This window comes from Haloferax sp. Q22 (assembly GCF_001482285.1).
Taxonomy (GTDB): Archaea; Halobacteriota; Halobacteria; order Halobacteriales; family Haloferacaceae; genus Haloferax.
This window is the reverse complement of record NZ_LOEP01000023.1, coordinates 55,903-79,389: the sequence shown is the minus strand read 5'-3', so window position 1 is coordinate 79,389 and position 23,487 is coordinate 55,903. Positions and strand designations below refer to the sequence as shown.

General features: G+C 68.2%; 19 protein-coding genes. 13 read left to right on the top strand and 6 right to left on the bottom strand.

What is annotated here, in order from left to right; translation table 11 throughout:
* Positions 1 to 307 precede the first annotated feature (307 nt).
* Complete coding sequence (locus AM590_RS10525; protein ID WP_058827447.1) at positions 308 to 2,887, top strand: DEAD/DEAH box helicase; 2,580 nt, start codon at positions 308 to 310, stop codon at positions 2,885 to 2,887.
* A 92-nt stretch (positions 2,888 to 2,979) separates the two neighbouring features.
* Here the strand turns inward: AM590_RS10525 and AM590_RS10520 are convergent, their stop codons facing one another.
* The gene (locus tag AM590_RS10520; protein ID WP_058827446.1) at positions 2,980 to 3,672 is read right to left on the bottom strand and encodes an Sjogren's syndrome/scleroderma autoantigen 1 family protein; all 693 of its coding nucleotides are present in this window, start codon (positions 3,670 to 3,672) and stop codon (positions 2,980 to 2,982) included.
* A 206-nt stretch (positions 3,673 to 3,878) separates the two neighbouring features.
* On the opposite strand from AM590_RS10520, the gene mdh reads away from it, so the two are divergent.
* Together mdh and AM590_RS10510 are read left to right on the top strand one after the other, a co-directional pair.
* Positions 3,879 to 4,793, top strand: a complete 915-nt coding sequence (gene mdh / locus AM590_RS10515) for a malate dehydrogenase (RefSeq protein WP_058827445.1) — start codon at positions 3,879 to 3,881, stop codon at positions 4,791 to 4,793.
* A 111-nt stretch (positions 4,794 to 4,904) separates the two neighbouring features.
* Positions 4,905 to 5,831, top strand: coding sequence for a CPBP family intramembrane glutamic endopeptidase (locus AM590_RS10510; protein WP_058827444.1), 927 nt, complete (start codon positions 4,905 to 4,907; stop codon positions 5,829 to 5,831).
* A gap of 9 nt (positions 5,832 to 5,840) precedes the next feature.
* On the opposite strand, the gene AM590_RS10505 is transcribed toward AM590_RS10510, so the two are convergent.
* Complete coding sequence (locus AM590_RS10505; RefSeq protein ID WP_058827443.1) at positions 5,841 to 7,580, bottom strand: excinuclease ABC subunit C; 1,740 nt, start codon at positions 7,578 to 7,580, stop codon at positions 5,841 to 5,843.
* Positions 7,581 to 7,723: 143 nt separating this feature from the next.
* Between AM590_RS10505 and AM590_RS10500 the strand changes: the two genes are divergently transcribed.
* The 4 genes from AM590_RS10500 (at position 7,724) to AM590_RS10485 (ending at position 11,645) form a co-directional block, all read left to right on the top strand.
* Entirely contained in the window at positions 7,724 to 9,244 is a 1,521-nt protein-coding gene (locus AM590_RS10500; protein ID WP_058827442.1) for a methyl-accepting chemotaxis protein, read from the top strand.
* A 66-nt stretch (positions 9,245 to 9,310) separates the two neighbouring features.
* Positions 9,311 to 9,583, top strand: a complete 273-nt coding sequence (locus AM590_RS10495; RefSeq protein ID WP_058827441.1) for a hypothetical protein — start codon at positions 9,311 to 9,313, stop codon at positions 9,581 to 9,583.
* 161 nt (positions 9,584 to 9,744) lie between these two features.
* A complete protein-coding gene (locus AM590_RS10490) occupies positions 9,745 to 10,725 on the top strand; it encodes an ABC transporter ATP-binding protein (protein ID WP_058827440.1) in 981 nt (326 codons plus the stop codon).
* Positions 10,722 to 11,645 (top strand): ABC transporter permease, encoded by a 924-nt coding sequence (locus AM590_RS10485; protein WP_058827439.1) that lies wholly within the window; start codon positions 10,722 to 10,724, stop codon positions 11,643 to 11,645. The genes AM590_RS10490 and AM590_RS10485 overlap by 4 nt, the downstream gene beginning before the upstream one ends.
* 62 nt (positions 11,646 to 11,707) lie before the next feature.
* On the opposite strand, the gene ligA is transcribed toward AM590_RS10485, so the two are convergent.
* The 4 genes from ligA to AM590_RS10465 form a co-directional block, all read right to left on the bottom strand.
* Positions 11,708 to 13,807, bottom strand: a complete 2,100-nt coding sequence (gene ligA / locus AM590_RS10480; RefSeq protein ID WP_058827438.1) for an NAD-dependent DNA ligase LigA — start codon at positions 13,805 to 13,807, stop codon at positions 11,708 to 11,710.
* Positions 13,808 to 13,970: 163 nt separating this feature from the next.
* Entirely contained in the window at positions 13,971 to 14,189 is a 219-nt protein-coding gene (locus AM590_RS10475) for a hypothetical protein (RefSeq protein ID WP_058827437.1), read from the bottom strand.
* A 98-nt stretch (positions 14,190 to 14,287) separates the two neighbouring features.
* Complete coding sequence (locus AM590_RS10470; protein WP_058827436.1) at positions 14,288 to 15,640, bottom strand: cytochrome P450; 1,353 nt, start codon at positions 15,638 to 15,640, stop codon at positions 14,288 to 14,290.
* Positions 15,641 to 15,736: 96 nt separating this feature from the next.
* A complete protein-coding gene (locus tag AM590_RS10465; protein WP_058827435.1) occupies positions 15,737 to 16,390 on the bottom strand; it encodes a helix-turn-helix domain-containing protein in 654 nt (217 codons plus the stop codon).
* A 178-nt stretch (positions 16,391 to 16,568) separates the two neighbouring features.
* On the opposite strand from AM590_RS10465, the gene AM590_RS10460 reads away from it, so the two are divergent.
* The 6 genes from AM590_RS10460 to AM590_RS10435 all read left to right on the top strand — a co-directional run bounded on the left by AM590_RS10460 (position 16,569) and on the right by AM590_RS10435 (position 23,424).
* Positions 16,569 to 17,888 carry an O-acetylhomoserine aminocarboxypropyltransferase/cysteine synthase family protein gene (locus tag AM590_RS10460; protein ID WP_058827434.1) on the top strand — a complete coding sequence of 440 codons (1,320 nt, stop codon included), beginning with the start codon at positions 16,569 to 16,571 and terminating at the stop codon, positions 17,886 to 17,888.
* Complete coding sequence (gene metX, locus AM590_RS10455; protein WP_058827433.1) at positions 17,885 to 19,132, top strand: homoserine O-acetyltransferase; 1,248 nt, start codon at positions 17,885 to 17,887, stop codon at positions 19,130 to 19,132. Before AM590_RS10460 ends, metX begins: the two co-directional genes overlap by 4 nt.
* Before the next feature lie 132 nt (positions 19,133 to 19,264).
* Positions 19,265 to 20,560 (top strand): O-acetylhomoserine aminocarboxypropyltransferase/cysteine synthase family protein, encoded by a 1,296-nt coding sequence (locus AM590_RS10450; RefSeq protein ID WP_058827432.1) that lies wholly within the window; start codon positions 19,265 to 19,267, stop codon positions 20,558 to 20,560.
* A gap of 150 nt (positions 20,561 to 20,710) precedes the next feature.
* The gene (locus AM590_RS10445; RefSeq protein ID WP_172795789.1) at positions 20,711 to 21,832 is read left to right on the top strand and encodes an inorganic phosphate transporter; all 1,122 of its coding nucleotides are present in this window, start codon (positions 20,711 to 20,713) and stop codon (positions 21,830 to 21,832) included.
* 140 nt (positions 21,833 to 21,972) lie between these two features.
* Positions 21,973 to 22,362 (top strand): ferredoxin Fer, encoded by a 390-nt coding sequence (gene fer / locus AM590_RS10440; protein ID WP_004974109.1) that lies wholly within the window; start codon positions 21,973 to 21,975, stop codon positions 22,360 to 22,362.
* 120 nt (positions 22,363 to 22,482) lie between these two features.
* Positions 22,483 to 23,424: a hypothetical protein gene (locus AM590_RS10435; protein ID WP_058827430.1), complete on the top strand. Its 942-nt coding sequence runs from the start codon at positions 22,483 to 22,485 to the stop codon at positions 23,422 to 23,424.
* The last annotated feature ends 63 nt before the right edge of the window (positions 23,425 to 23,487 follow it).

Below are 23,487 nucleotides of genomic sequence, written 5' to 3'. Positions count from 1 at the left end.
TGTTTCCGGTGGAACGCCGACCCCCAGTCTCGCGTACGAGTCCGTCCGTCGAATCGGCACAATCGTTATATACGATAGTTGAGAGTATATCTCCTTGGGGAAGCGCTATGTCCAATCCGCACAACGAAAAGGTCGCCGAGTGGGCGTCGCTCCTCGGGGCGTCGCTCCCGTCCGCGCGACCAGACGACCCCGACCTCGACACCGCCGACAGCGCGGGGTAACGACCGCCGCGGTTTCCACCGGCGGACTGCTTTACTTTCACCCCGCTCTGCGAACCCTTATCGGCAAGGACGAGTAATCGTCACCGATGCCGGCCTCCGAGGACGTTGCGTACGTGGACCACCCGCTACTCGCGCCGTCGTTCATCGAGCGACGGCTCTATCAGATTCGCCTCGCCGGTACCGCGCGCAACGGCCACACGCTGGTCTGTCTCCCCACCGGTCTCGGGAAGACGACCGTCAGTCTGCTCGTCACGGCCCAACGGCTCTACGACGTCGGCGGGAAGTCGCTGTTTCTCGCGCCGACGAAGCCGCTCGTCCAGCAGCACGCCGACTTCTACCGCGAGGCGCTGAACGTCCCGGACGACGAAATCGTCGTCTTCACCGGCGACGTTCGGCCCGACGACCGAGCCGCGCTCTGGCAGGAGGCCCAGATCGTCATCGCCACGCCGCAGGTCATCGAAAACGACCTCATCGGCAACCGCATCTCGCTTCGGGACGTGACGCACCTCACCTTCGACGAGTGCCACCGCGCGAGCGGCGACTACGCCTACGTCTATATCGCAGAGCGCTACCACGCCGATGCCGAAGACCCGCTCGTCACGGGGATGAGCGCCTCGCCCGGTGGCGACGAGGAGGCCATCCTCGAAGTCTGTGAGAACCTCGGTATCGTCGACGTGGAGGTGATGACCGAGGAGGACGCCGACGTGTCGGAGTACACCCACGACACGGACGTGGAGTGGAACCGTATCCAACTCCCCGACGAGATTCTGGAGATACGCGACGCCCTCAACGAGGTCATCACCGACCGACTGGAGAAGCTCAAGCAGTTGGGCGTCACCAAGTCGACGAAGCCCGATATCTCGCAGAAGAAGCTCAACCGGATGCGCGCGGAGCTACAGCGGCTGATGAACGCGGACAAGTCGGAGGGCTACAAGGGGATGTCCACGCACGCGGAGGTGATGAAGCTCCGCCGGGCTGTCGAACTCGTGGAGACCCAATCGGTCGAGTCGGTCCGGCGGTACTTCGAGCGCCAGCGTAACGCGGCCCGGTCGTCGGGCGCGTCGAAGGCCAGCCAGCGACTCGTCGCCGAACCGAAGGTCCGCGAGGCGATGCGGAAAGCCGAGTCGTTCGACGGCCTCCACCCGAAGTTCAGGAAGACGCGCATCCTCCTCGCGGAGACGCTCGGCATTCAGGATGGCGAGCGCGTCATCGTCTTCACCGAGTCCCGCGACACGGCCGAGGCGCTCACGGAGTTCCTCTCGGAGAGTTTCTCTGTCCGGCGGTTCGTCGGACAGGGCGACCGCGAGGGCTCCGACGGGATGACGCAGAACGAACAGCAGGAGACCCTCGACAAGTTCCGAAACGGCGAGTTCGAGGTGCTGGTCTCGACCTCCGTCGCGGAGGAGGGCCTCGACGTGCCCGAGGTCGACCTCGTGCTCTTTTTCGAACCTGTGCCGACGGCCATCCGGTCCATCCAGCGGAAGGGTCGGACCGGCCGGCAGGCCGACGGCCGCGTGGTCGTCCTCCTCGCGGAGGACACCCGCGACGAGGCGTACTTCTGGATATCGCGCCGCCGCGAGAAGACGATGCAAAACGAGCTTCGCGACCTCAAGGGCGCGGCCGACGACCTCGAGGCGGAACTCGACCCCTCCCAGCGCGACCTCTCGGCGTTCGCGGGAGACGACGGAAACTCCGGCGGCAACGCGGGGAGTTCCACCGGAAACGGGGGGGTCGACGACGCGACCGAGAACGGTGCAAACGGGGCGTCGGCCGCCGCGTCGTCCGCCTCGAACGGACAGACCGCGGCCGCCGCGACGACCGACTCGGACGGGCAGTCCGGCCTCGCCGACTTCGGTCCCTCTGACGAGGAGTTGGCGCGGGCGGAGGACGGCGACGAGGAGTCCGCTGATGGGGACGGCGACCCGGCCGACTCGGATACCGACCCCTCGCCGGAGTCCGAAGCCGACGAGTCGGACGAACCGGCCACCGTCGCTACGGCGGGAACGGACGACGAGGAGACCGTCGAAATCGTCGTCGACCAGCGCGAACTCGACTCCAACATCGCCCGAACCCTCTCGAAGCGCGAGGACCTGACGACCCGACTGGAGACGCTCGCTGTCGGCGATTACGTCCTCTCGGACCGGGTCGCGGTCGAGCGAAAGAGCGTCTCGGACTTCCTCGACACGCTCACGGGCGGCGACCGGTCGATATTCGAACAGGTAGCGGACCTCACGCGCCACTACGCCCGGCCGCTTCTCATCATCGAGGGCCGCGACCTCTACGAGGAGCGCAACATCCACCCCGGCGCGATTCGCGGGGCGCTGTCGTCGGTCGCGGTCGACTTCAACGTGAGCGTGCTGTTCACCGAGGACGAAGACGACACCGCGGAGATGCTGGCGACCATCGCCACCCGCGAGCAGACGGACCGCGAGCGCACCGTGAGCGTCCACGGCGGCAAGAGCGCGAAGACGCTCGACGAACAACAGGAGTACGTCGTCTCCGCCATCGCCGACATCGGTCCGGTCACGGCGCGGACCCTGCTCGAAGCGTTCGGGAGCGTCGAGGCGGTGATGACCGCCAACGAGGACGACCTCAAAGCGGTCCGCGGCGTCGGTCAAGTCACCGCCGAGCGAATCCGCGAGGTCGTCGGCTCGGAGTACCGCTGAAGCGCCGACGAGAATGAGTGCGCGGCCCCGAAACAGAGGGACTGCAGTATGGCGATCTCAACCGCCGAGAGCGATGACGGTGCGCCGGTCGCTTATCGGTCGAGCGCGGAGATAGCCTCGGCGGCTTCGCGCGCGGCGGTCAGATACTCGGTCGCCCGCCGCGGGTCGTCGGTCGACTCGGCGCGCTCGGCGGCCCACGTCAGCGTCCGCACGAGCGACTCCCGCGCGTCGGTCACGTCGCCGGCGACCTCACGGGGCGCACGCCGCCCGGCCCCCTGCTCGCCTGCACTTCTCGCGCGCGTCGGTGTCGCGGCGCGCCCGTTCGCGCCGGTAGGGTCATGGCGCACCTCGTCGGCGACGCGGTTCTCCCGAGCCTGCGCCGGTTGTCGCGCTCCGGCCTGCGGTCGCTCGGAGTCCGACGCCTCGGCGTTGACGGCCGCAGCGCCGGTCGCCGCCTCGGCGCTCTCTACGGACTCGGATGCCCCGCCAGACGAGGCCTCGACCTCTCTCTCCGCCGCATCGGCTTCGACGGCCGCCTCGGCTGCCTGCTCGGCATCTTGGTCCGCGCTCGCCGCGGCCTGCCCTTCGCCCTGACAGGTCGGACAGAACACCTGCCCCTCGTAGCGGAACAGCGGGTCGCCGCAGTTGTCGCAGTGCTTGTTCGTCATCGTCGCGCCCTTGAGGAGCAACTCGCTCATGCGCTGGGTCGAACGGCGCTTCTTCTCGTCTCGCTCGTACTTCTCCCGAAGTCGCTGGCGCTCTGCTTCCTTGTCGAAGTCGCTCATGTGCGTGTGGACGCGACGTGTGTCGAAAAACCCCACGGCGTCGTTCGGGTGGTTCCGTCACCGGCGGTTTCACCGGCTCTCGCGGCCGACGACACCCCGCCGCTGTCGGTCGAAATTCGACGACTGACGAATAGATAATCGACAGACGGCGCTTCGGTGCCCGTTTCGAAACGTTTACTCGGAATCCACAGCCTGGTTAATGTGGTATGACGAAAGTTAGCGTGATTGGTGCGGCCGGGACGGTCGGCGCCGCGGCTGGGTACAACCTCGCGCTTCGCGATGTCTGTGACGAACTCGTGTTCGTCGACATCCCGAAGATGGAAGACAAGACGGTCGGACAGGCGGCGGACACGAACCACGGCATCGCGTACGACTCCAACACGGTCGTGACGCAGGGCGGCTACGAGGACACCGCCGGCTCCGACGTGGTCGTCATCACGGCGGGCATCCCGCGGCAGCCGGGACAGACCCGCATCGACCTCGCGGGCGACAACGCCCCCATCATGGACGACATCGGCTCCTCGCTCGCGGAGCACAACGACGACTTCGTCTCCATCACCACGTCGAACCCCGTCGACCTGCTCAACCGCCACCTCTACGAGACGGGCGACCGTGACCGCCACAAAGTCATCGGCTTCGGCGGCCGCCTCGACTCCGCCCGCTTCCGCTACGTCCTGAGCCAGCGCTTCGACGTGCCGGTCAAGAACGTTGACGCGACCATCCTCGGCGAGCACGGCGACGCGCAGGTGCCCGTCTTCTCGAAGGTCCGTGTCGACGGCAACGACCCCGAGTTCTCCGGCGACGAGAAAGAAGAGATTCTCGGCGATCTCCAAGAGTCCGCCATGGACGTCATCGAGCGCAAGGGCGCGACCCAGTGGGGCCCGGCGACCGGCGTCGCCCACATGGTCGAGGCCGTCCTGCACGACACCGGCGAAGTGCTCCCCGGTTCGCTCGTTCTCGACGGCGAGTTCGGCTACGAGGACACCGCTTTCGGCGTCCCCGTCAAACTCGGCTCGAACGGCATCGAGGAGGTCGTCGAGTGGGACCTCGACGACTACGAGGCCGACCTCATGGACGACGCGGCCGAGAAGCTCCGCGACCAGTACAACAAAATCGCGTAAGCCGCTTCGGCTCGTAACACACCGACTTTTTGCGGTCGCCGCGGCTTCCCCGCCGACACGCGTGTCTCCGCGGGGTCAACCGTTATCCCGTCGCCGGTCGATAGTTCTCGTATGTCTACAGTTGGGGACGGTCGGACGGAACCGAACGCGCGCGCCGAGTCGTTTGAGCCCCGTCGCGTCTCCGTCTTTCTCCTCGTCGCCTTCGGCCTCGCGGGCGCGACCGCGCTGGCCGTGTCTCTCACCGGCGGCTTGACGAATTCGCCGCCGGTCGCCCTCGGACTCCCGCTGTGGCTCGTGCTCGTCAGCACGTTCTACATGTTCTCGCCGTCGGTCGCGAACGTCGTCACCCGACTCGTCACCGGGGAGGGATGGGCCGACCTGCAGATTCGCCCTGCGGTTCGGTCGAACGTCGGAACCTACCTCCTCGCGTGGCTCGTCCCCGGTCTGTTCATCGCCGTCGGTGCGGCGCTGTTCTTCGCGCTCTTTCCGGCGTACTTCGACCCCGACGCGACGGCGCTCCGCGGAGTTCTCCCGGCGGGCACGTCGTTCGAACTCGTCTTGGTCGCACAGGTCGTACAGGCGCTCGTCCTCGGTGCGACGGTGAACACCGCCTTCGCCTTCGGCGAGGAGTTCGGCTGGCGGGGGTACCTCCTGCAGAAGCTCCTCCCGCTCGGTCCCCGCCGGGCGATCCTCCTTCTGGGCGTCGTCTGGGGCGCGTGGCACTGGCCGCTCATCGCGCTCGGCTACAACTACGGGTTCGACTACCCCGTCGCGCCGTGGACCGGCTTTCTGGCGATGGTCTGGATGACGACGATGGTCGGGGTGTTCCTCGCGTGGGTCGCGCTCCGCGCCGACTCGGTGTGGCCCGCGACGCTCGGTCACGGCATGTTCAACGCCTTCGGGAGCCTCGGGGTCGTCTTCGCGACGACCGGCGCGCCATCGTTACTTGGTCCGACCGCCGTCGGCGTCGTCACTGTCGTTCCGTGGGTCTTCGTCGCCGCGGCGCTCGTGTTTCGTTCGCCGGTGTTCGAGGCGTAGCCCCTCGTTTCAGAGCCGCCGCTTCAGCTCCGCGGCCGTCTTCTCGCCGACGCCGGGCACGTCGGTCAGGTCCTCCACGGACGCCTCGCGAACCCCTTCGACGCTCCCGAACCGCGTGAGGAGCGCCCGGCGGGTCTTCTCGCCGACGCCGGGCACGTCGTCGAGGACGGTCTTCACCTCGTCGCGGAGCGTCTGGTGGTACTGGACGGCGAAGCGGTGGGCCTCGTCGCGGACGCGCTGGAGGACGTGCAGGTGCGGCGCGTCGTCCGGCCAGTCGAACGTCCGGTCGGGCGTGACGACCAGTTCGCGGTCCTTGGCGATGCCGACGGCGGGCACGTCCCAGCCGGTCTCGTCGAGGGCGTCGAGTGCGGCGTTCAACTGCCCCTTGCCGCCGTCGATGAGGAGTAAATCGGGGTCCGGGCGGTCGTCGCGGCCCTCCAGCGCGCGAGTCGCCCGCCAGCGGACGAGTTCGCGCATGTTCGCGTAGTCGTCGTTGCGCTCGGGGAGTCGCCGCCGGCGGTAGTCCGACGTTTCGGCGCTCCCGTCGACGAAGCACACGTCGCTGCCGACCACGGCCTTGCCCTGTGCGTGGCTCACGTCGAAGCCCTCAATACGGGAGACGCGGCGCACGTCGAGGTCGAGTTCGCGGGCGAGCGTGGCGAGTCCGTCGTCGCGGCCGGCGCGCCGGCGGGCGTTCTTCAGGGCGAGTTCGACCAGTTTCGCCTCGCGGCCCGCGCCGGGGACGCGGACGCCCACACCCTCCGATTCGAGCCACGCGACCACGTCCTCGTCGTCGGGATGCTCCGAGAGGACGACCGCGTCGGGGAGTTCGCGCTCGGCGTAGAACTGCGCGAGGAACGCCGAGAGGACGGCGGCCGTGCGGTCTTCGCCCTCCGGGGCGTCGAGGTGGTGGCGGGTCCGGTCGACCAGTTGGCCGCGCTCGGCGTGGAGCCGGGCGACGGTCGCCGAGTCGCCGCGGAGCGAGACGCCGAGCACGTCGATGGCGCGCTCGTCGGACTGCGACGAGACGGCGTCCTCACCCGCGCCGTGAAACGACTCGACGACCTCCAGTCGGTCGCGGAGGTTGGCGGCGCGTTCGAACTCCGCGTCCTGTGAGGCGGCTTCCATCTCCCGGCGGAGCGGGTCGGCGAGGACGCCCGTCTCGCCCTCGAAAAAGCGAACTGCCGATTCAACGTCCTCGCGGTAGTCTCGTTCCGATATCTCGCCGGTACAGGGGGCCGTACAGAGGCCCATCTCGTAGTCGAGACACGGCCGCGAGCGGTTCGAATACTTGTGGTCCGAACAGCCGCGGAGGCCGTAGGTCTCGCGGATGGCCTTCACAACCGTCTCGACGCGGCCCTTGTCGGTGTACGGCCCGAAGACGGTCGCGGAGTCCTCGGGGTCGCGGGTGACTTCGATGCGCGGGACCGCGTGGGCCGTCAGTTGGACGAGCGGGTAGGACTTGTCGTCTTTCAGGCGGACGTTGTAGCGCGGTTGGTGGCGCTTGATGAGGTTGGCTTCGAGGAGGAGCGCCTGCGTCTCGGTGTCGGTAACGGCGAAGTCGATGTGCTCCGCGCGGTCGACCATCCGGGAGATGCGCTCCGAGCGAGGGTCCGCGTACGACCGGACGCGGGCGCGGATATCGACCGCCTTCCCGACGTACAGCACCGCGTCGCCGGCGACGAACTGGTACACGCCGGGGTCCGACGGAAGCGCGCTGGCTCGTTCGCTGACCGCGGCAGGGTCCATCTGAGGTGGCTTACCGCGCGAAGGGCTTGAGGCTGACGCGTCGAGCGGGGCGGCCGACTCGGCCATCCCATCCGCCATGGAGTTATCCAAATTGATAATCTGCTCGAAAGATACTCCTGTGATGCTCTAAAACGTGGCCTCTAATGTCACTTGGTATACTCTCACGCGTCCGTTCGTGGTTCGGTGAGGAGACTCCGTTACCAGACGGCGGAATCGTCGCCGGTTCCGCCACCGACGCGCCGGACCTGAACGTCGACGACGACGTACTGCTCGACGGCGTCGGTCTCCCGGCGTTCGTCCTCGACGAGCAGGGTCGTATCGCGGCGTGGAACGCCGGCGTCGAGTCGTTGACCGGCACGTCCGCGGACGCCGCGCTCGGCCGCCGCGACCTCGGTGATGCCTTCTACGGCGACTCCGCGGCCAGCGTGCTCGCGGGGCAGGTCCTCGACAACCCCCGCGACGCGGCGACACTCGACGGCGTGGAACTCGACGACTCCGACCGCCTGCTCTACGCCGCGGAGGAGACGTTTGCGGACGTGAACGGCGACGACTGCCACGTCCGGCACACGGCGATGCCGCTCTACGAGGGTGACGACCTCGTCGGCGTCCTCCAGACCGTCCGCAACCGGACGACTGAAGTCGAGCGCCACCGCGAGGTCGCCGCGCTCGTCTCCGAGGTCGAGTCGACGCTGACCCAGTTGAGTCGGGGCAATCTGGGCGCGCGGGCGACGATCGACGAAAGCGGGGCCGTCGACGACCAACTCTACCTCGTCGTCGACGCGGTCAACGAGACGGCGCGGAATCTCTCGACGCTGGCGTCGAACGTCGAAGACGAGACGGAGACGGCGACCGCGGCGGTCACGCGGGCCGCCTCGGCGGCCGACGCCATCGTCGATAACGTCGAGGAACAGCGCGACCTCCTCGACGAGGGCGCGACCCAGATGCAGCAGTTCAGCGCGACGATGGAGGAGGTCGCCGCGACCGCTGACGAGGTCGACGCGGCGGCCACGGAGGCGCGGCAGGCGACCGCCGAGGGCCGCGAGGCCAACAGCGAGGCGCGAGAGGCGACCGAGAGCGTCGTCACGATGGGCGACGAACTCGTCGACCGCGTGACCGAACTCGGCGGCCGCATGGACGACATTGAGGCGGTCGTGGAGGTTATCTCCGAGGTGGCCGAACAGACGAACCTGCTCGCGCTCAACGCGAACATCGAGGCCGCCCGCGCCGGCGAGGACGGCGACGGGTTCGCCGTCGTCGCAGAGGAGGTCAAGTCGCTCGCCGACGAGACGCGCCAGCACACCGAGGACATCACCGCGCAGATAGAGGACATCCAGTCGCAGACCGGCGAGGCGGTCCACGCGGCGACGGAGTCGAACGACCGCATCGAGCACGCCGACGACCGTATCTCCGAGATGCTGGCGGCGTTCGAGGAAATCGCCACCTCCATCGACACCGCCGCAGACGGCGTCGCGGAGGTCTCCCGCGCGACCGACGAGCAGGCCGAGGCGGTCGAGGAACTGACCGCGACCATCGAGGACGTGCGCGACCGGACCGTCGAGACCGAGGGCGCGGTCGACAGCATCGTCAGCGCGACCGACGAGAGCACGCAGGCGCTGTCGGCGCTCGCCATGGAAGTCGAGGAACTGACGGGCAATCGCTCCTGAGCCGGGTTCCGAACGGTCGGCGTCGATGCCGGCACGCGTAAGGGAACCCCGTCCGAACCACGGGCCATGAGCGACGACACGACGCGACTCTGGTTGGTCGAGCGGTCCTACGACGACCGAGACCTCATCATCCTCATCTACGCGACGCCCGACGGCGAGTACGAACTCCGGAAGGAGCTCGCCGCGGCCGTGATGCACCAGCGTCGGATGACCGTCACCGCCGCCATCGACGCGCCGACCGAGAACCTTGAACCCGTGGACGACGACGACCTGCGCGAGCGGTACGCGGCGGAAGCGACGAAGATGGCCGACTCCCACGACCCCGACGAAGAGGTCTGAAGCGGCCCCGTCGGCCGTCGACACCGACCGTCGATACCGACCGAATCGAACGACTACGACGATGTGACTCCTCCGTCTGACTCCCCGCTTTGCGCGGGAATGTTATCGCCCGTGATTTTTGCACCTAAAACCCTTTAACCCAGTGCGACGCAGGCCCGCCCATGGCCGCCATCGAACTGAACGGAGTGACGAAACGGTTTGAGGACGACGAGGGACTGTTCGATTCTCTCCTCCCGTCGTCCGATGCCGACGCCGTCACCGCCGTCGACAACCTCTCGTTCTCCGTCGCGGAGGGAGAGGTGTTCGGGTTCCTCGGTCCCAACGGTGCCGGAAAATCGACGACAATCAACATGCTCCTCGACTTCGTGCGCCCGACGAGCGGGTCCGTCCGCGTGCTCGGACACGACGCACAGGCCGAGAGCGTGGCCGTCCGGCGTCGGACCGGCGTGCTCCCCGAAGGGTACGACGTGTACGACCGACTCACCGGGCGCGAACACGTCGAGTTCGCCATCGAGTCGAAGGAAGCCGACGACGACCCCGACGAACTGCTCTCCCGCGTCGGCCTCGACCCCGACGAGGCGGACCGCCGCGTCGGCGGCTACTCCAAGGGGATGTCCCAGCGCCTCGCGCTCGCGATGGCGCTCGCCGGGAGTCCAGACCTCCTCGTCCTCGACGAGCCCTCCTCCGGTCTCGACCCCGCCGGCGCGCGCGAGATGCGCGATATCGTCCGCACCGAGGCCGACCGCGGCGCGACGGTGTTCTTCTCCAGCCACGTGCTCGGACAGGTCGAAGCGGTCTGCGACCGCGTCGGAATCATGCGCGACGGCCGACTCATCGCCGAGGACAGTATCCGAGGGCTCCGTAGCCGAATCGAGACCGACTCGGTTCTCCGAATCGACGTCGACGGCGACGCCGACCTCGACGCGGTCCGCGCGCTCGCCGGCGTCTCGTCGGTCGAATCGGACGGTGGGCGACTCGTCGTCGGCTGTACCGACGACGCCAAGTCGCGCGTCATCGAGGCCGTCGAGGCCGGCGGCGCGACCGTCGCCGACTTCGAGACCGACTCCGCGTCGCTGGAGGATATCTTCCTCGCGTACACCGAGGGCGACGACTCGGCCGACGAACCGGAGGTGACAGCATGACGCTCGAATCGGTCGCGCGCAAGGACTTCCGCGACGCCCTCCGGTCGCGGTGGCTCCTCGGCCTGACGCTGTTTTTCGCCCTCCTCATCGGCGGGTCGGCGGCGCTGTTCTACGGCGTCTTGCTCTCCGGTGCGGGCGCGAACTCCGAGACGCTGTTCGGCCTCACCACCGCACCGGGCGGGCTGTTCAACTTCTCCTACGCGGGCATGCTCGGGTTCGTCCTCGCGCTCATCGCGCTCGTGACGGCCCACGGCTCGCTTATCGACGAGCGCGAGTCGGGGACCATCAAGCTCCTGCTGTCGCTGCCGAACTCCCGGCGCGACGTGGTGTTCGGAAAGCTCGTCGGCCGCACGCTCGTCGTCATCATCTCGATGCTCGTCGGCTTCATCGTCGCCCTCTTCGCGATGCTGTTCACCGGCGGGCAGGTCATGTTCGTCTCCTACGCGGGGCAGGTGGCCCTCTCGGGACTCCTCGCCACGGCGTTCGTCTCCATCGGCGTCTGGCTCTCGGCGACGTCGGCCTCCCAGCGACAGGCGCTGTTCGGCACCGTCGGGCTGTACTTCATTTTCGCCGTCCTCTGGTCGACGGTCGCTACGGGCGTCCCGCGGCTCGTCAACTGGGTCATCGAACAGCTCGGTCTCACCGCGCTGACCGCGCCGCAAATCGTCCAGATGCGTCTTTTCATTAAGTACCTGAACCCGCTTCGGGCCTACGAGACGCTGGTCGCGGAACTGTACGGCCCCGCCGTCGCCGCCCGCCTGTTCAAGGCCGGCCTCGCCGAGCGGTTCGCCATCGAGTCGACGTTCGCGGAGTCGCTTCCGTTCTACTTCACCGGGCCGTTCATCCTCGCCATCCTCCTCGCGTGGATCGTCGTCCCGCCGCTGCTCGGCTACCGGGCGTTCGAGAAGACGGACCTCTGAGGCGGAACTACTGACTCCTGAGGTGGGCGCGCCCGCCTCGGCGACGCCGACCTCCGACTGTTCTATTCCGGCGGATACGCCACGCCGCGCTCCGCGAGCAGTTCCTCGAACTCGGTTTCCGTGAGCGTCGGCACGTCGTTCGCCTCCGCGTCGTCGCGCTTCGACTGGCCGGGGTTCTCGCCGACGACGAGGTAGTCGGTGTTGCCCGAAACGGAGCCCGTGACGCTGCCACCGTGCGTTTCGACGAGGTCCTTCACGTCGCCCCGGCTCGCGGCGAGCGTCCCGGTCACGACGAACGTCAGGCCGTCGAGTTCGTCGCCGCCGGATTCGACGGGTTCGGGATCGACACCGCGGTCGAGGAGCGCGCGAATCACCGCGCGGTTGTCCTCGTTCTCGAAGAAGTCGCGGACGCGACGCGCCACCGTCTCGCCCACGTCGGGCACCGTCGTCAGGCGTTCTTCGAACGCGTCGAACTCGCCGTCCTCTGCGTCGGCCTCGATGGGAAACGCCTCGATTGACCCGAACTCGCGGGCGAGACCGCGGGCGGTCGCCTCGCCTACCTCGGGGATGCTCAGGCCGACGAGGAACGAGTCGAGAGCGGGATTCGTCGAGTTCTCGACGGCGGCCACGAGGTTCTCGGCGCTCGTCTCGCCCCACCCTTCTAACTCGGCGAGGTCATCGGCCGTCAGGTCGTAGAGGTCGGCGACCGTCTCGACGAGGCCGGCGTCGACGAGTTGGGAGACGCGCTCTTCGCCGAGGCCGTCGATGTCCATCGCGCCCTTGACTGCGAAGTGGCCGATAGAGGCCTCGCGCTGGGCCGGACACGACAGCCCGCCCGAACAGAACGCCAGCGGGCCGTCGCGGTCCACGGCGCTCCCGCAGACCGGGCACTCGTCGGGGAACTCGTAGCTCCCACCGCCGTCCTCCGTGACTTCGACCACCTGCGGAATCACGTCGCCGGCGCGCTTGACGCGGACGCGGTCGCCGACCGCGACGCCGAGAGCGGCTATCTCGTCGGGGTTGTGGAGGGTCGCCCGCGAGACGGTGACGCCGCCCACGTCTACCGGGTCGAGGATGGCGACCGGCGTGAGCCGACCCGTCCGTCCGACCTGCACGACGATGTCGCGGACGGTCGTCACCTCGTGGCGCGCGGGGAACTTGTAGGCGAACGCCCAGCGGACCGAGCGGCTCTTTTCGCCCAAGCGCTCGCGGGCGTCCCGCGAGTCCACCTTGATGACCGTCCCGTCGATTTCGTAGTCGAGGTCGTCGCGGGCGGCCTGCATCCGGTTCCGGTAGTCGATGGCTCCCGCCACGTCCTCGACGCGTTCGATTCTGTCGGCGACGCGGAGGCCCCACTCGCGTAGGCGGTCGAGGGCGGCCCACTGGCTGTCGGGCCGCGCGCTCGCGTCGAGGATGTCGTAGAAGAACACCGCGAGCGGGCGGTCGGCGACGACCGAGGGGTCGAGGTTACGGAGCGTCCCGGCGGCCGCGTTCCGGGGGTTGGCGAAGGCGTCCTCGCCGGCCTCGACGCGCCGGGCGTTGAGGTCGCTGAAGTCGGATTTCGGCATGTAAATCTCGCCGCGGACGGCGAGTCGGTCGGGGTGATCGCCGCGGAGCGACAGCGGCACGGTCGGAATCGTCTTCACCTGTGCGCTCACGTCGTCGCCGCGTCGGCCGTCGCCGCGGGTGGCCGCGCGCACGAACTCACCGTCCTCGTAGACGACTTCGACCGAGAGGCCGTCGAACTTGGGTTCGCAGACGTAGTCGACTTCGCCGACTTCGCGGCGGACGCGCTCGTCGAACTCCCGGAGGTCGTCGGCCTCGGTGCTCTGGTCGATCGAGAGCATGGGCGCGACGTGTTCGACCGTCTCCAGCGCGTCGATTGGCTCGCCGCCGACGCGGTTCGTCGGGCTGTTGGTCGTGTCGAGGTCGAACGCGCCTTCGAGCGCCACAAGGCGGGAGAACAGCGCGTCGTAGGCCGCGTCGGAGATGAGTGGGTCGGCCTCGACGTAGTAGCGGTGGTCGTGCTCGCGGACGGCCTCGCGGAGGAGCGCGGCCTGCTCCTCGGCCGCCTCGCGCGCGAGCGACTCGGCGGGTTCGAACTCGGTCGGCGGGTCGCGGAGGTACGGGTTCGACTCGGCGTCGACGTCGGCGTCGCTCATTGGTTCGGGTGTCGGCCGGACGGCGGGTAAACGCTCCGGGGTGACGGCGTGTGGGCCGGTGCGACCAGCGGCGACGGTCCTTGCCGACCCGCGTCACGCGAACAGGAAACCTCTACTGTGCCGGGTGTGGCAGGCCGGCGGCGACGGTCCTTGCCGACCCGCGTCACGCGAACAGGTAGGCGACCCCGAGCGCGGACATGAAGACGCCGACGAACCGCGTGAGCGTCACGTTCCACTCGGCGGGTTCGACCTCGTCTTTGGATGTCTTGCTCCCGATGGCGTCGACCTGTTCGCCGAGCTTCGACACCCGGTAGGGGAACGCCGCCGCCGGGAGGCCGACGGCGAGAAAGACGGCGGCGACGAGGAGGAAGTCTCCGGCCATGGAACCGGTCCACGGCCTCGGCGAATAAGCGTGTTGGCGACGACGGCGGGTGAAAACGGGGTGAGACTACGCGCCGCCGCCGCGATTTCCACCGGCGCTTACCGGCGGTTCACGACCATCTCGACCGACCCTTCGGGCCGGAGCGTAATCGAGGGGTCGAACGACAGGTCGTGAGTCGGGTCGACCGTCCATGACTGGGCAATCGTCGCCAGCGCGAGGCGCGCTTCGAGCATGGCGAAGCGGTCACCAATACACCGGCGCGGGCCGCCGCCGAACGGGAAGTACGCGTACTTCGGAAGGTCGCGTTCGAACGCCTTCGTCCACCGACTCGGCCGGAATTCGAGGGGGTCGTCGTAGAACCGCGGGTCGCGGTGGAGGACCCACTGCTGGACCGCGACGGTCTGTCCGGGTTCGACGCGGTAGCCGCCGACCGTGTCGGGTTCGGCGGCCTCGCGGATGAGTTCCCACACCGGCGGGTAGACGCGCATCCCCTCCTTGACGACCTGCTCGGTGTAGGTCAGGTCGTCGAGGTCGCCGAAGCCGGGGCGATCGCTGTCGAGGACGGCGTCGAGTTCCTCGCGGAGCGTCGCCGCCTGTTCGGGGTTCGTCCCGAGGAGGTGGAGCGTGTAGGTGAGCGCCAGCGCGGTGGTCTCGTGGCCGGCGAGGAGGATGGTGACGAGTTCGTCGCGTATCTGCTCGTCCGGCAGGGGTTCGCCGTCGTCGTCGCGGAACGTCAACAGGAGCGAGACGACGTCGTTGGCCTCGGGGTCGGGGTCGTCGTCGCGGTGTTCCGTCACGATGCGGCCGACGACCTCGGTGAGGTCGTCCAGCGCCTGCTGATACCGGCGGTTACGCGGGGTGGGGACCCACCGCGGAACGTCCACCGGTCGCTTCATCGAGGTTGACGAGTAGTCCATGACGGTTTCGAGGGCGTCGCCGACGGCGGACTCCTCCTCGCGGATGTCCACGTCGAACAGCGTCTTCGCGGCGATTTCGACGGTGAGGCTCATCATGTCCTCGTGGATGTCGCGCGTCTCGCCGTCCTCCCACGACGACAGCATTCGCTCCGTATAGTCGACCATCACCTCGCTGTAGCGCTGCAGCATCTGCGGGAGGAACGCCGGCTGCATCAGGTGGCGTTGCTGCCGCCAAAACTCGCCTTCGCTCGTGAGCAGGCCGTCGCCGAGGACCGTCCCGAGCGATTCCTGAAACAGCTCGCCTTTGATATACCGCTGGTTCTCCTGCACGAGGACGTGTTCGACGAGTTCGGGGTCGCTCAGCTGGTAAAACGAGATGCCGCCGATGTCGTACTCGGCGACCGGACCGTACTCGCGAGCGACTTCGGTGACGAACGCGAGCGGGTCGTCCGCGTACCGGAGAGTGTGGTGGACCACGGGTTTCGACGGGGGACTCGGCGGTCGTTCTCGACCGGGTTGCGTCGCTTCTGACATAGCTGAAACTACGGGCGGAACCGGGATGGCGCTACTGCCGATGCCGGCCGGCCCTTTATATAGTGGCCCACCAAGTCGGCGACGCGACGGCGGGGGTCACCCGAGGCGGTTCATCACGCGCGATTCGACCTTTCGAAGGTGTTCCGAGGCGGTGCTCTGCGAGCAGTCGAGTTCGGCGGCGAGTTCCTCGACCGACACCCGCCGCGGGATGTCGTAGTAGCCGCGCTCGACGGCGGTGTCGAGCACTTCGCGCTGGCGGGCGGTGAGGTCCGCGCGGACGCCGCCGCGAACCGGTTCGTAGTCCGAGAGGCCGTCCACGCAGAACGCGTCGGTGAGCGAGTCGGGGAGCGACGTGACCGCGCCCGTGAGCTGCGCGTGGCTCCCGAGGACGTTGACGACGACGCCCTCGCGGGTGAGCCGAATCGGCGTGTCGAGAAGCAGGTCGTGTTCGTCCACGAGTTCGAGCAGCCGTCGCACGTCGTCGTCGGGGACGAGATGAACGTGGCAGACGACGCCGCCGTCGGCCGTCTCGCCCACGTCGAAATCGACGATATCGGGGTGGTCGGCCAGCCGCGCCTCGATGTCCGGCGGTGCGTCCTCGAGGACGCAGAGTTCGACCACGGTTCCGTCGGGACGGAGCCGCAGGTCGCGAAGCTCCCCGCACGGGTGGCGGCCGTCGACCGCGAACACGTCGTACGGGCTCCCGAACGGGTTCTCGTCGGCGTCGAAGTGAGCCCGGAGACACTTCATGGGTTACTCCGACTCTCGCGCCGCCGAGGTATGCAAGTTCCCCTCCGGCACGGACCATCTCGTCGTGTCTCGTCTCCTCCGACCCCTCCGAACCGGCCGCCGCTTTTCACCCCAAACCACGGGCAACGCTTGCCGTAACTGACGGTTATTCCTCTGTCGAAGATTATGCACCTCATACATGAACCGAGGCTTCCGCACGCTCGGCCTCCACGCCGGACAGGACCCGGACCCGGCGACAGGGGCCCGCGCCCCGCCACTCTACCAGACCACGTCGTACGTCTTCGACGACGCGGACCACGCCGCGGACCTGTACGCCCTCGAAGCCGACGGCGACGTCTACTCCCGCATCTCCAACCCGACGACCCGCATCCTCGAACGCCGCCTCGCCGCCCTCGAATCGGGCGTCGACGCGGTCGCCACCGCCTCCGGGATGGGCGCGCTCGACGCGCTCACGACCGTCCTCGCGTCGGTCGGCGACAACGTCGTCCTCTCGGAGGATATGTACGGCGGCACGGCCTCGTACTTCTCGAAGACCGCCGTCAGACGCGGCATCGAATCCCGGACCGTCGAGACGCTCGACGTGGACGCCTACGAGGAAGCCATCGACGACGACACCGCCTTCGTCCACGTCGAGACGGTGGCGAACCCCTCGCTGAAGACGCCCGACTTCGAGGCCATCGCGGAGGTCGCCCACGAGCACCGCGTCCCGCTCGTCGTGGACAACACGTTCGCCACGCCCGCGCTCTGCCGACCCATCGAACACGGCGCGGACATCGTCTGGGAGTCGACGACGAAGTGGCTCCACGGCTCCGGCACGACCGTCGGTGGCGTCGTCGTCGACGGCGGCACCTTCCCGTGGGACGCGGCCGACTACGACGAACTCTCCGGCGAAAATCCCGCCTTCGGCGTCGACTTCGTCGAGCGGTTCGGCGAGCGCGCCTTCGCCGAGGCCGTCCGCCAGCGCGCCGTCAGGAGCACCGGCAGTTGCCAGTCGCCGTTCGACGCGTGGCAGACGCTTCAGGGCGTCGAGACGCTCGCGCTCCGAATGCGCGCCCACTGCGAGAACGCCCGGCAAGTCGCCGAGTTCCTCCGCGACCGCGACGGCGTTGCGTGGGTCACCTACCCCGGCTTCGAGGACCACGAAACCCACGACCTTGCGACCGAGTACCTACAGGGCGGCTACGCCGGCATGGTCACGTTCGGCCTCGACGGCGCGGACGACGAGGCGGCCTACGGGGCCGCCAAGACCGTCTGCGAGTCGGTCGACCTCGTGAGCTTCCTCGCCAACATCGGCGACGCGAAGACGCTTCTCATCCACCCCGCATCGACCACGCACGCTCAGCTCTCGATGGACGAACAGCGCGCCGCGGGCGTCGCGCCCGACATGCTCCGGCTGTCTGTCGGCATCGAGGACGCCGACGACATCATCGCCGACCTCGACCAGGCAATCGAACACGCTCTGCGTCAGCAGGCGGCCGAGGACGCGGAGGAGCGATGAGCCGAACGCGAACCACGCCCGGTCGCCGGGTCGAATCCGACGTCGTCGACATCGGCGAACACGAGTTCGAGTCGGGAGAGATACTGCCCAACCTGAAGGTCGCCTACGAGGCCTACGGCGAGTTCGACGGGCAGAACGCGGTCCTCGTCTGTCACGGTCTCACCGGGAGCCAGCACGTCGCCGGTCACGGTACCGAGTCGGGCGTCTCCGGGCAGGCCCGCGCGTGGTGGGGCGACATCGTCGGCCCGGGTAAGGCGCTCGACACCAACGACTACTACGTCATCTGCGTGAACGTCCCGGGGTCGTGTTACGGCACGAGCGGCCCGGCCAGCGAGGGACCGGACGGCGAGCCGTGGGGCACGGACTTCCCGCCGGTCACGGTCCACGACTGGACCCGCGCGCAGCGCCGCCTGCTCGACCACCTCGGGGTCGGTCGCTTGCACGCCGTCGTCGGCGGCTCCGTCGGCGGCATGAACGCCCTCGACTGGGCCGTGCAGTTCCCCGACGACGTGGAACGCCTCGTCGTCGTCGCCTCGGCGGCCCGCCTCGATTCGCAGTGTCTCGGCATCGACGCCGTCGCCCGCCGCGCCATCACCTCGGACCCGAACTGGAACGGCGGCGACTACTACGGCGAGGACCGCCCGTCGCCCGACGCGGGCCTCGGACTCGCCCGCCAACTCGGCCACCTGATGTACCTCTCGAAGGACTCGATGGAGCGCAAGTTCGGTCGGCGCTCGGCGGGCCGCGGCGAGCGCGGCGACGCCTTCCCGTCGGACCCCGCGGCCGCGTTCTTCCCGTACCGCGAGGTCGAGTCCTACCTCGACTATCAGGCCGAGAAGTTCGCCGAGCGCTTCGACGCCAACGCGTATCTGTACCTCACGCGCGCCATGGACGACTTCGACCTCTCGGAGGGCTACGAGTCCGACGCGGCCGCGCTCGCCGCCTTCGAGGGCGAGTCGCTTCTCGTCTCGTTCACCGGCGACTGGCACTTCACAACCGAGCAGTCGGAGTCGCTGGCGGGCGCGTTCCGCCGTGTCGACGCGCCGGTCGCCCACCACGTCGTCGAGTCCGACCACGGCCACGACGCCTTCCTCGTCGAACCCGAGAAGGTCGGGCCGCCGCTCGGCGACTTCGTCGACGAGGGCGTCGCGGGTCGCGCGGTGACCGACACCGCGACCGACGGTGGCGAACCCGACGAGGAGAAGGACTTCGCACCGGTCCACTCCTCGCTGTTCTCGCGCTGAGGCGCAGCCGGTCGCTTCGAGACCCTCCCCTCGATTCTCAGGGGTTTCTTGTCAATTGCTATCGCGTCGCAGAAGCCGGCGGGAATTGCGACCGCCACCGCGCTTTACGCCCGTTCGATTCGACGTTCGAGTATGAGCGACGACGACAGCCCGGGCTTCCACACTCGGAGCCTCCACGCCGGACAGAGCCCCGACTCCGCGACGGGCGCGCGCGCCCCGCCGCTGTACCAGACCACCTCGTACGTCTTCGAGGACGCCGCCGACGCGGCCGCGCAGTTCGCCCTCGAAAAGCCGGGCCACATCTACTCGCGGCTGATGAACCCGACCGTCGGGATGCTCCAAGAGCGTCTCGCCTCGCTCGAAGGCGGCGTGGGCGCGGTCGCGACCTCGTCCGGGATGGCCGCGTTCGACCTCGCGACCTTCCTGCTCGCCTCGGCCGGCGACAACATCGTCTCCGCGTCGTCGCTGTACGGCGGGACCTACACCTACCTCACTCACACCGTCGAGCGCCGCGGCGTCACGACCCGGTTCGTGGACACCCTCGACGTGGACGCCTACGAGGAGGCCATCGACGACGACACCGCGTTCGTCCACCTCGAAACCATCGGCAACCCGGCGCTCGTGACGCCCGACATCGAGGCCATCGCCGAGATTGCCCACGACCACGGGACGCCGCTGTTCGTGGACAACACGTTCGCCACGCCGTACCTCTGCAACCCCATCGAGCACGGCGCGGACCTCGTCTGGCAGTCCACGACGAAGTGGATTCACGGGGCGGGCACGACCATCGGCGGCATCCTCGTCGACGGCGGCACCTTCCCGTGGGACGAGTACGCCGACGACTACCCCGAAATCGCGAAGCCGAACCCGGCGTACCACGGCGTCAACTTCGACGAGACGTTCGGCCCCGCCGGCTTCACCTACGCAGGTATCGCCCGCGGTCTGCGCGACCTCGGCAACGCCCAGTCGCCGTTCGACGCGTGGCAGACGCTCGAAAAGCTCGAATCGCTCCCGCTTCGGATGCGCGCGCACTGCGAGAACGCGCAGGCCGTCGCGGAGTTCTTAGACGACCACGAGAAGGTGTCGTGGGTGAACTACCCCGGCCTCGAATCCCACGAGACCCACGAGGAAGCGTCGAAGTACCTCGACGGCGGCTACGGCGGCATGATTACCTTCGGCCTCACCGACGGCTACGAGGCCGCCAAGGGCACCGTCAACAACGTCGAACTCGCGTCGCTCCTCGCCAACGTCGGCGACGCGAAGACGCTCGTCATCCACCCGGCGTCCACAACGCACCAGCAACTCACCGAGGACGAACAGGCCGCCGCGGGCGTCACGCCCGACATGGTCCGCCTGTCGGTCGGTATCGAGGACGTCGACGACATCATCGACGACCTCGACCAGGCCATTCGCACCGCGTCGAACTGAGCGCGCTCGCCGCGGACGGGTCGGTTCCGGCCGCCGCGTCGGCGTCGGTGTCAGCAGGATGGTCGGCCACCGACCGCCGTCCCTTTTATTCCCGCGTCAGTAGGTGACTGCGTGGTAGAAGCACTCCTCTTCGTCGGTCTCCTGGTGGCAGTGTTCGTCGGGTTCAACATCGGCGGCTCGTCCACGGGGGTCGCCTTCGGTCCCGCGGTCGGGAGCGGTGTGCTCGGGAAACTCGCCGCTGCGGCCCTGATGACGGGGTTCGCGCTCCTCGGCGGGTGGACGATCGGGAGAGAGGTCGTCGCCAAGATGGGCGGCGAAATCGTCCCGCAAAGCGAGTTCACGCTCGCGGCGAGCGTCGCCGTCCTCTTCTTTGTCGGCCTCGCGCTGTTGGTCTCTAACACCTTCGGCGTCCCCGCCTCCACGTCGATGACGGCGGTCGGGGCCATCGCGGGCCTCGGCCTCGCCAACGGGTCGCTCGACTCCGGCGTGATGCTCGAAATCATCTCGTGGTGGATCGTCGCGCCCGTCATCGCTTTCTGGATCTGCGCGGTCATCGGGCGGTACATCTACCCGTATCTCGACGCGTGGCTCAAACTCGACCAGAGCCCCGGTGCGCTCGTCACGCTCGATCGCGACGGCGGCATCCCGCGGCTGCGACTCGGGCCGAACACGACGTACCGCGAGTTCGGGAGCACCATCCTCGTCGTCGTCGTCGCCTGTTACATGGCGTTCTCCGCGGGCGCGTCGAACGTCGCCAACGCGGTCGCCCCGCTCGTCGGCAACGGCGCGCTCGAGATGAACACGGGCATCCTCGTCGCCGGCGGCGCCATCGGCCTCGGCGCGTTCACCATCGCCCGCCGGACGCTCGACACGGTCGGAAACGACCTCACGCAGTTGCCCATCCTCGCGGCGCTCATCGTCGAGACGGTGAGCGCGTCACTCATCTCCTTCCTGTCGGCCATCGGTATCCCCGCCAGCCTCGCCGTGAGCGCGACGATGTGCATCGTCGGCCTCGGCTGGGGACGGGCGACCCGAACCGTCACGCTCGGCGAGGCCCTGAGCGGCGGGGAGGCCCCGCAGGTATCGGTCAACGCGCTCACCGCCGAGCGCGAGGACGAGGTGCCGAAGATGGGCGAGGAAGCCCCCGACGAACTCTCCGCGCAGGACCTGTTCGACCCCGGCACGACCGGGCGAGTCATCTTCTTCTGGATGCTCACGCCCTCGCTTTCGGCCATCGCATCGTACGCGCTGTTCTCCGCTGGCGTTATCTGAAGCGTTCAATCGCCGCGTCTGTTAATCCAGAACTATCACGGTCAACAATGTAACAAACGGGCGGTCGCCGCCGCGGCGCGGGTCGAATTCGGCGCACGGAACAGCAAAGTCTAATGGGGTGGCCTTCGAATCCTCTGTCGATGCCCACGGTAACCTACCTCAACTACGAAGTTCTCGACGACAACGGCTGGGACCTCGACGACGACGACCTCTTCGAACAGGCCGCCGACGCCGGTCTCGACGCCGAAGACTACGGTGAGATGGAAGTTAATCAGGGCGAGTACATCCTCGAAGCCGCAGAGGCGCAGGGCTACGACTGGCCCTTCAGCTGCCGCGCAGGTGCCTGTGCGAACTGTGCGTCCATCCTGAAGGAGGGCGAAATCGAGATGGACATGCAGCAGATTCTCTCCGACGAGGAAGTCAACGACAAGAACGTCCGTCTCACCTGCATCGGTTCGCCGGTCGAGGACGAGGTCAAGATCGTCTACAACGCGAAGCACCTCGACTACCTGCAGAACCGCGTCATCTAAGGCGCTCATCCGAACATTTCTTTCGACGCACCGGCCCGTGACCGGTAGGTGTGCCGTTTTCTCTCCCGTCCGAGCCGAGCGGCCGATAGCGATTTGTCCCGCCGACCGGTCGCTCCAGCCGTGTCGAGAGTCACGACCGTCGTCCGAAAACTCCGCCCCGACGACTCGCTCCCGAGCGAAGCGACCGAACTCGGTCGGCTCGGGCTCTTTCTCGCCTGTCTCACGGTTACGAGCGCTGTCAGCTACTGGGCCGCGCTCAGACTCCTCGGCGTCCCGGTGGCGGGTACGCTCGCGTCGCCGAACGTCGCCGGCCTCGCGGTCCCGACGCTCGTCTACGCGCGCTATCGCGGTGTCCCGCCGTCGTTCGGGCTTCCCGAGCGCGCCCGCCTCGCCGACGCGGCGGCGACGGTTCTCGCTCCCGCGTTCGCCGTCGTCGCACTGAGCGTCCTCTTCGCGGTCGGGTTCGACGCCTCGCTCGCCGCGCTTCTCGGGTGGACGTACCACCCCGAGGCGTCGGTCGTGACGGCGGCAGTTCAGGCCGCCGAAGACGTGGTGCTCACCGGGGTCGGGTTCGGTCTCCTCGTCGCGGTCGCGTTCGACCTCGCCTCGTCGCGGGTCGGTCTCGCGCCCGCTCGCGCGGTCGTCGCTGCGACCGCGCTCGCGGCGTTCTTTCACTCGGTGCTTCGGGACGCCGCGTTCACGCTCGTCGTCTTCCCGAAACCGTGGCGTGTCACTATTCTCGGCCTTCTCCTCGTCGCGACGGTCTGCGGCTGTGTCGCGGTCGGCGTGACGTACCGAAGTGCAGTCGAGCGGTCGCTTCGACCCCTCTCGCGCCCGGCGCTCGCCCCCGTGTTCGCCTTCGGACTGCTCGGCTTGGTCGCGTTCGGCACCGTCTTCGACGACGTTCCCGGCGGCGTCAAGCACGTCCTGTGGGTGCTCGCGTTCGGATTCGCCGCCTTCGGCTACCACCGCTCGAAATCAGTGTGGGTTCCCGTGGCCGCGATGGCGCTGTTTTCGCTTTCGATTCGGCTCGTCGGCTTCGTCGAACTCGCGTTGTTCTGACCCGCCGCCGGGGTCGGTTTCAGGATTGATACCCGTCCCGAACACCTAACTCCCCCTGCCCCC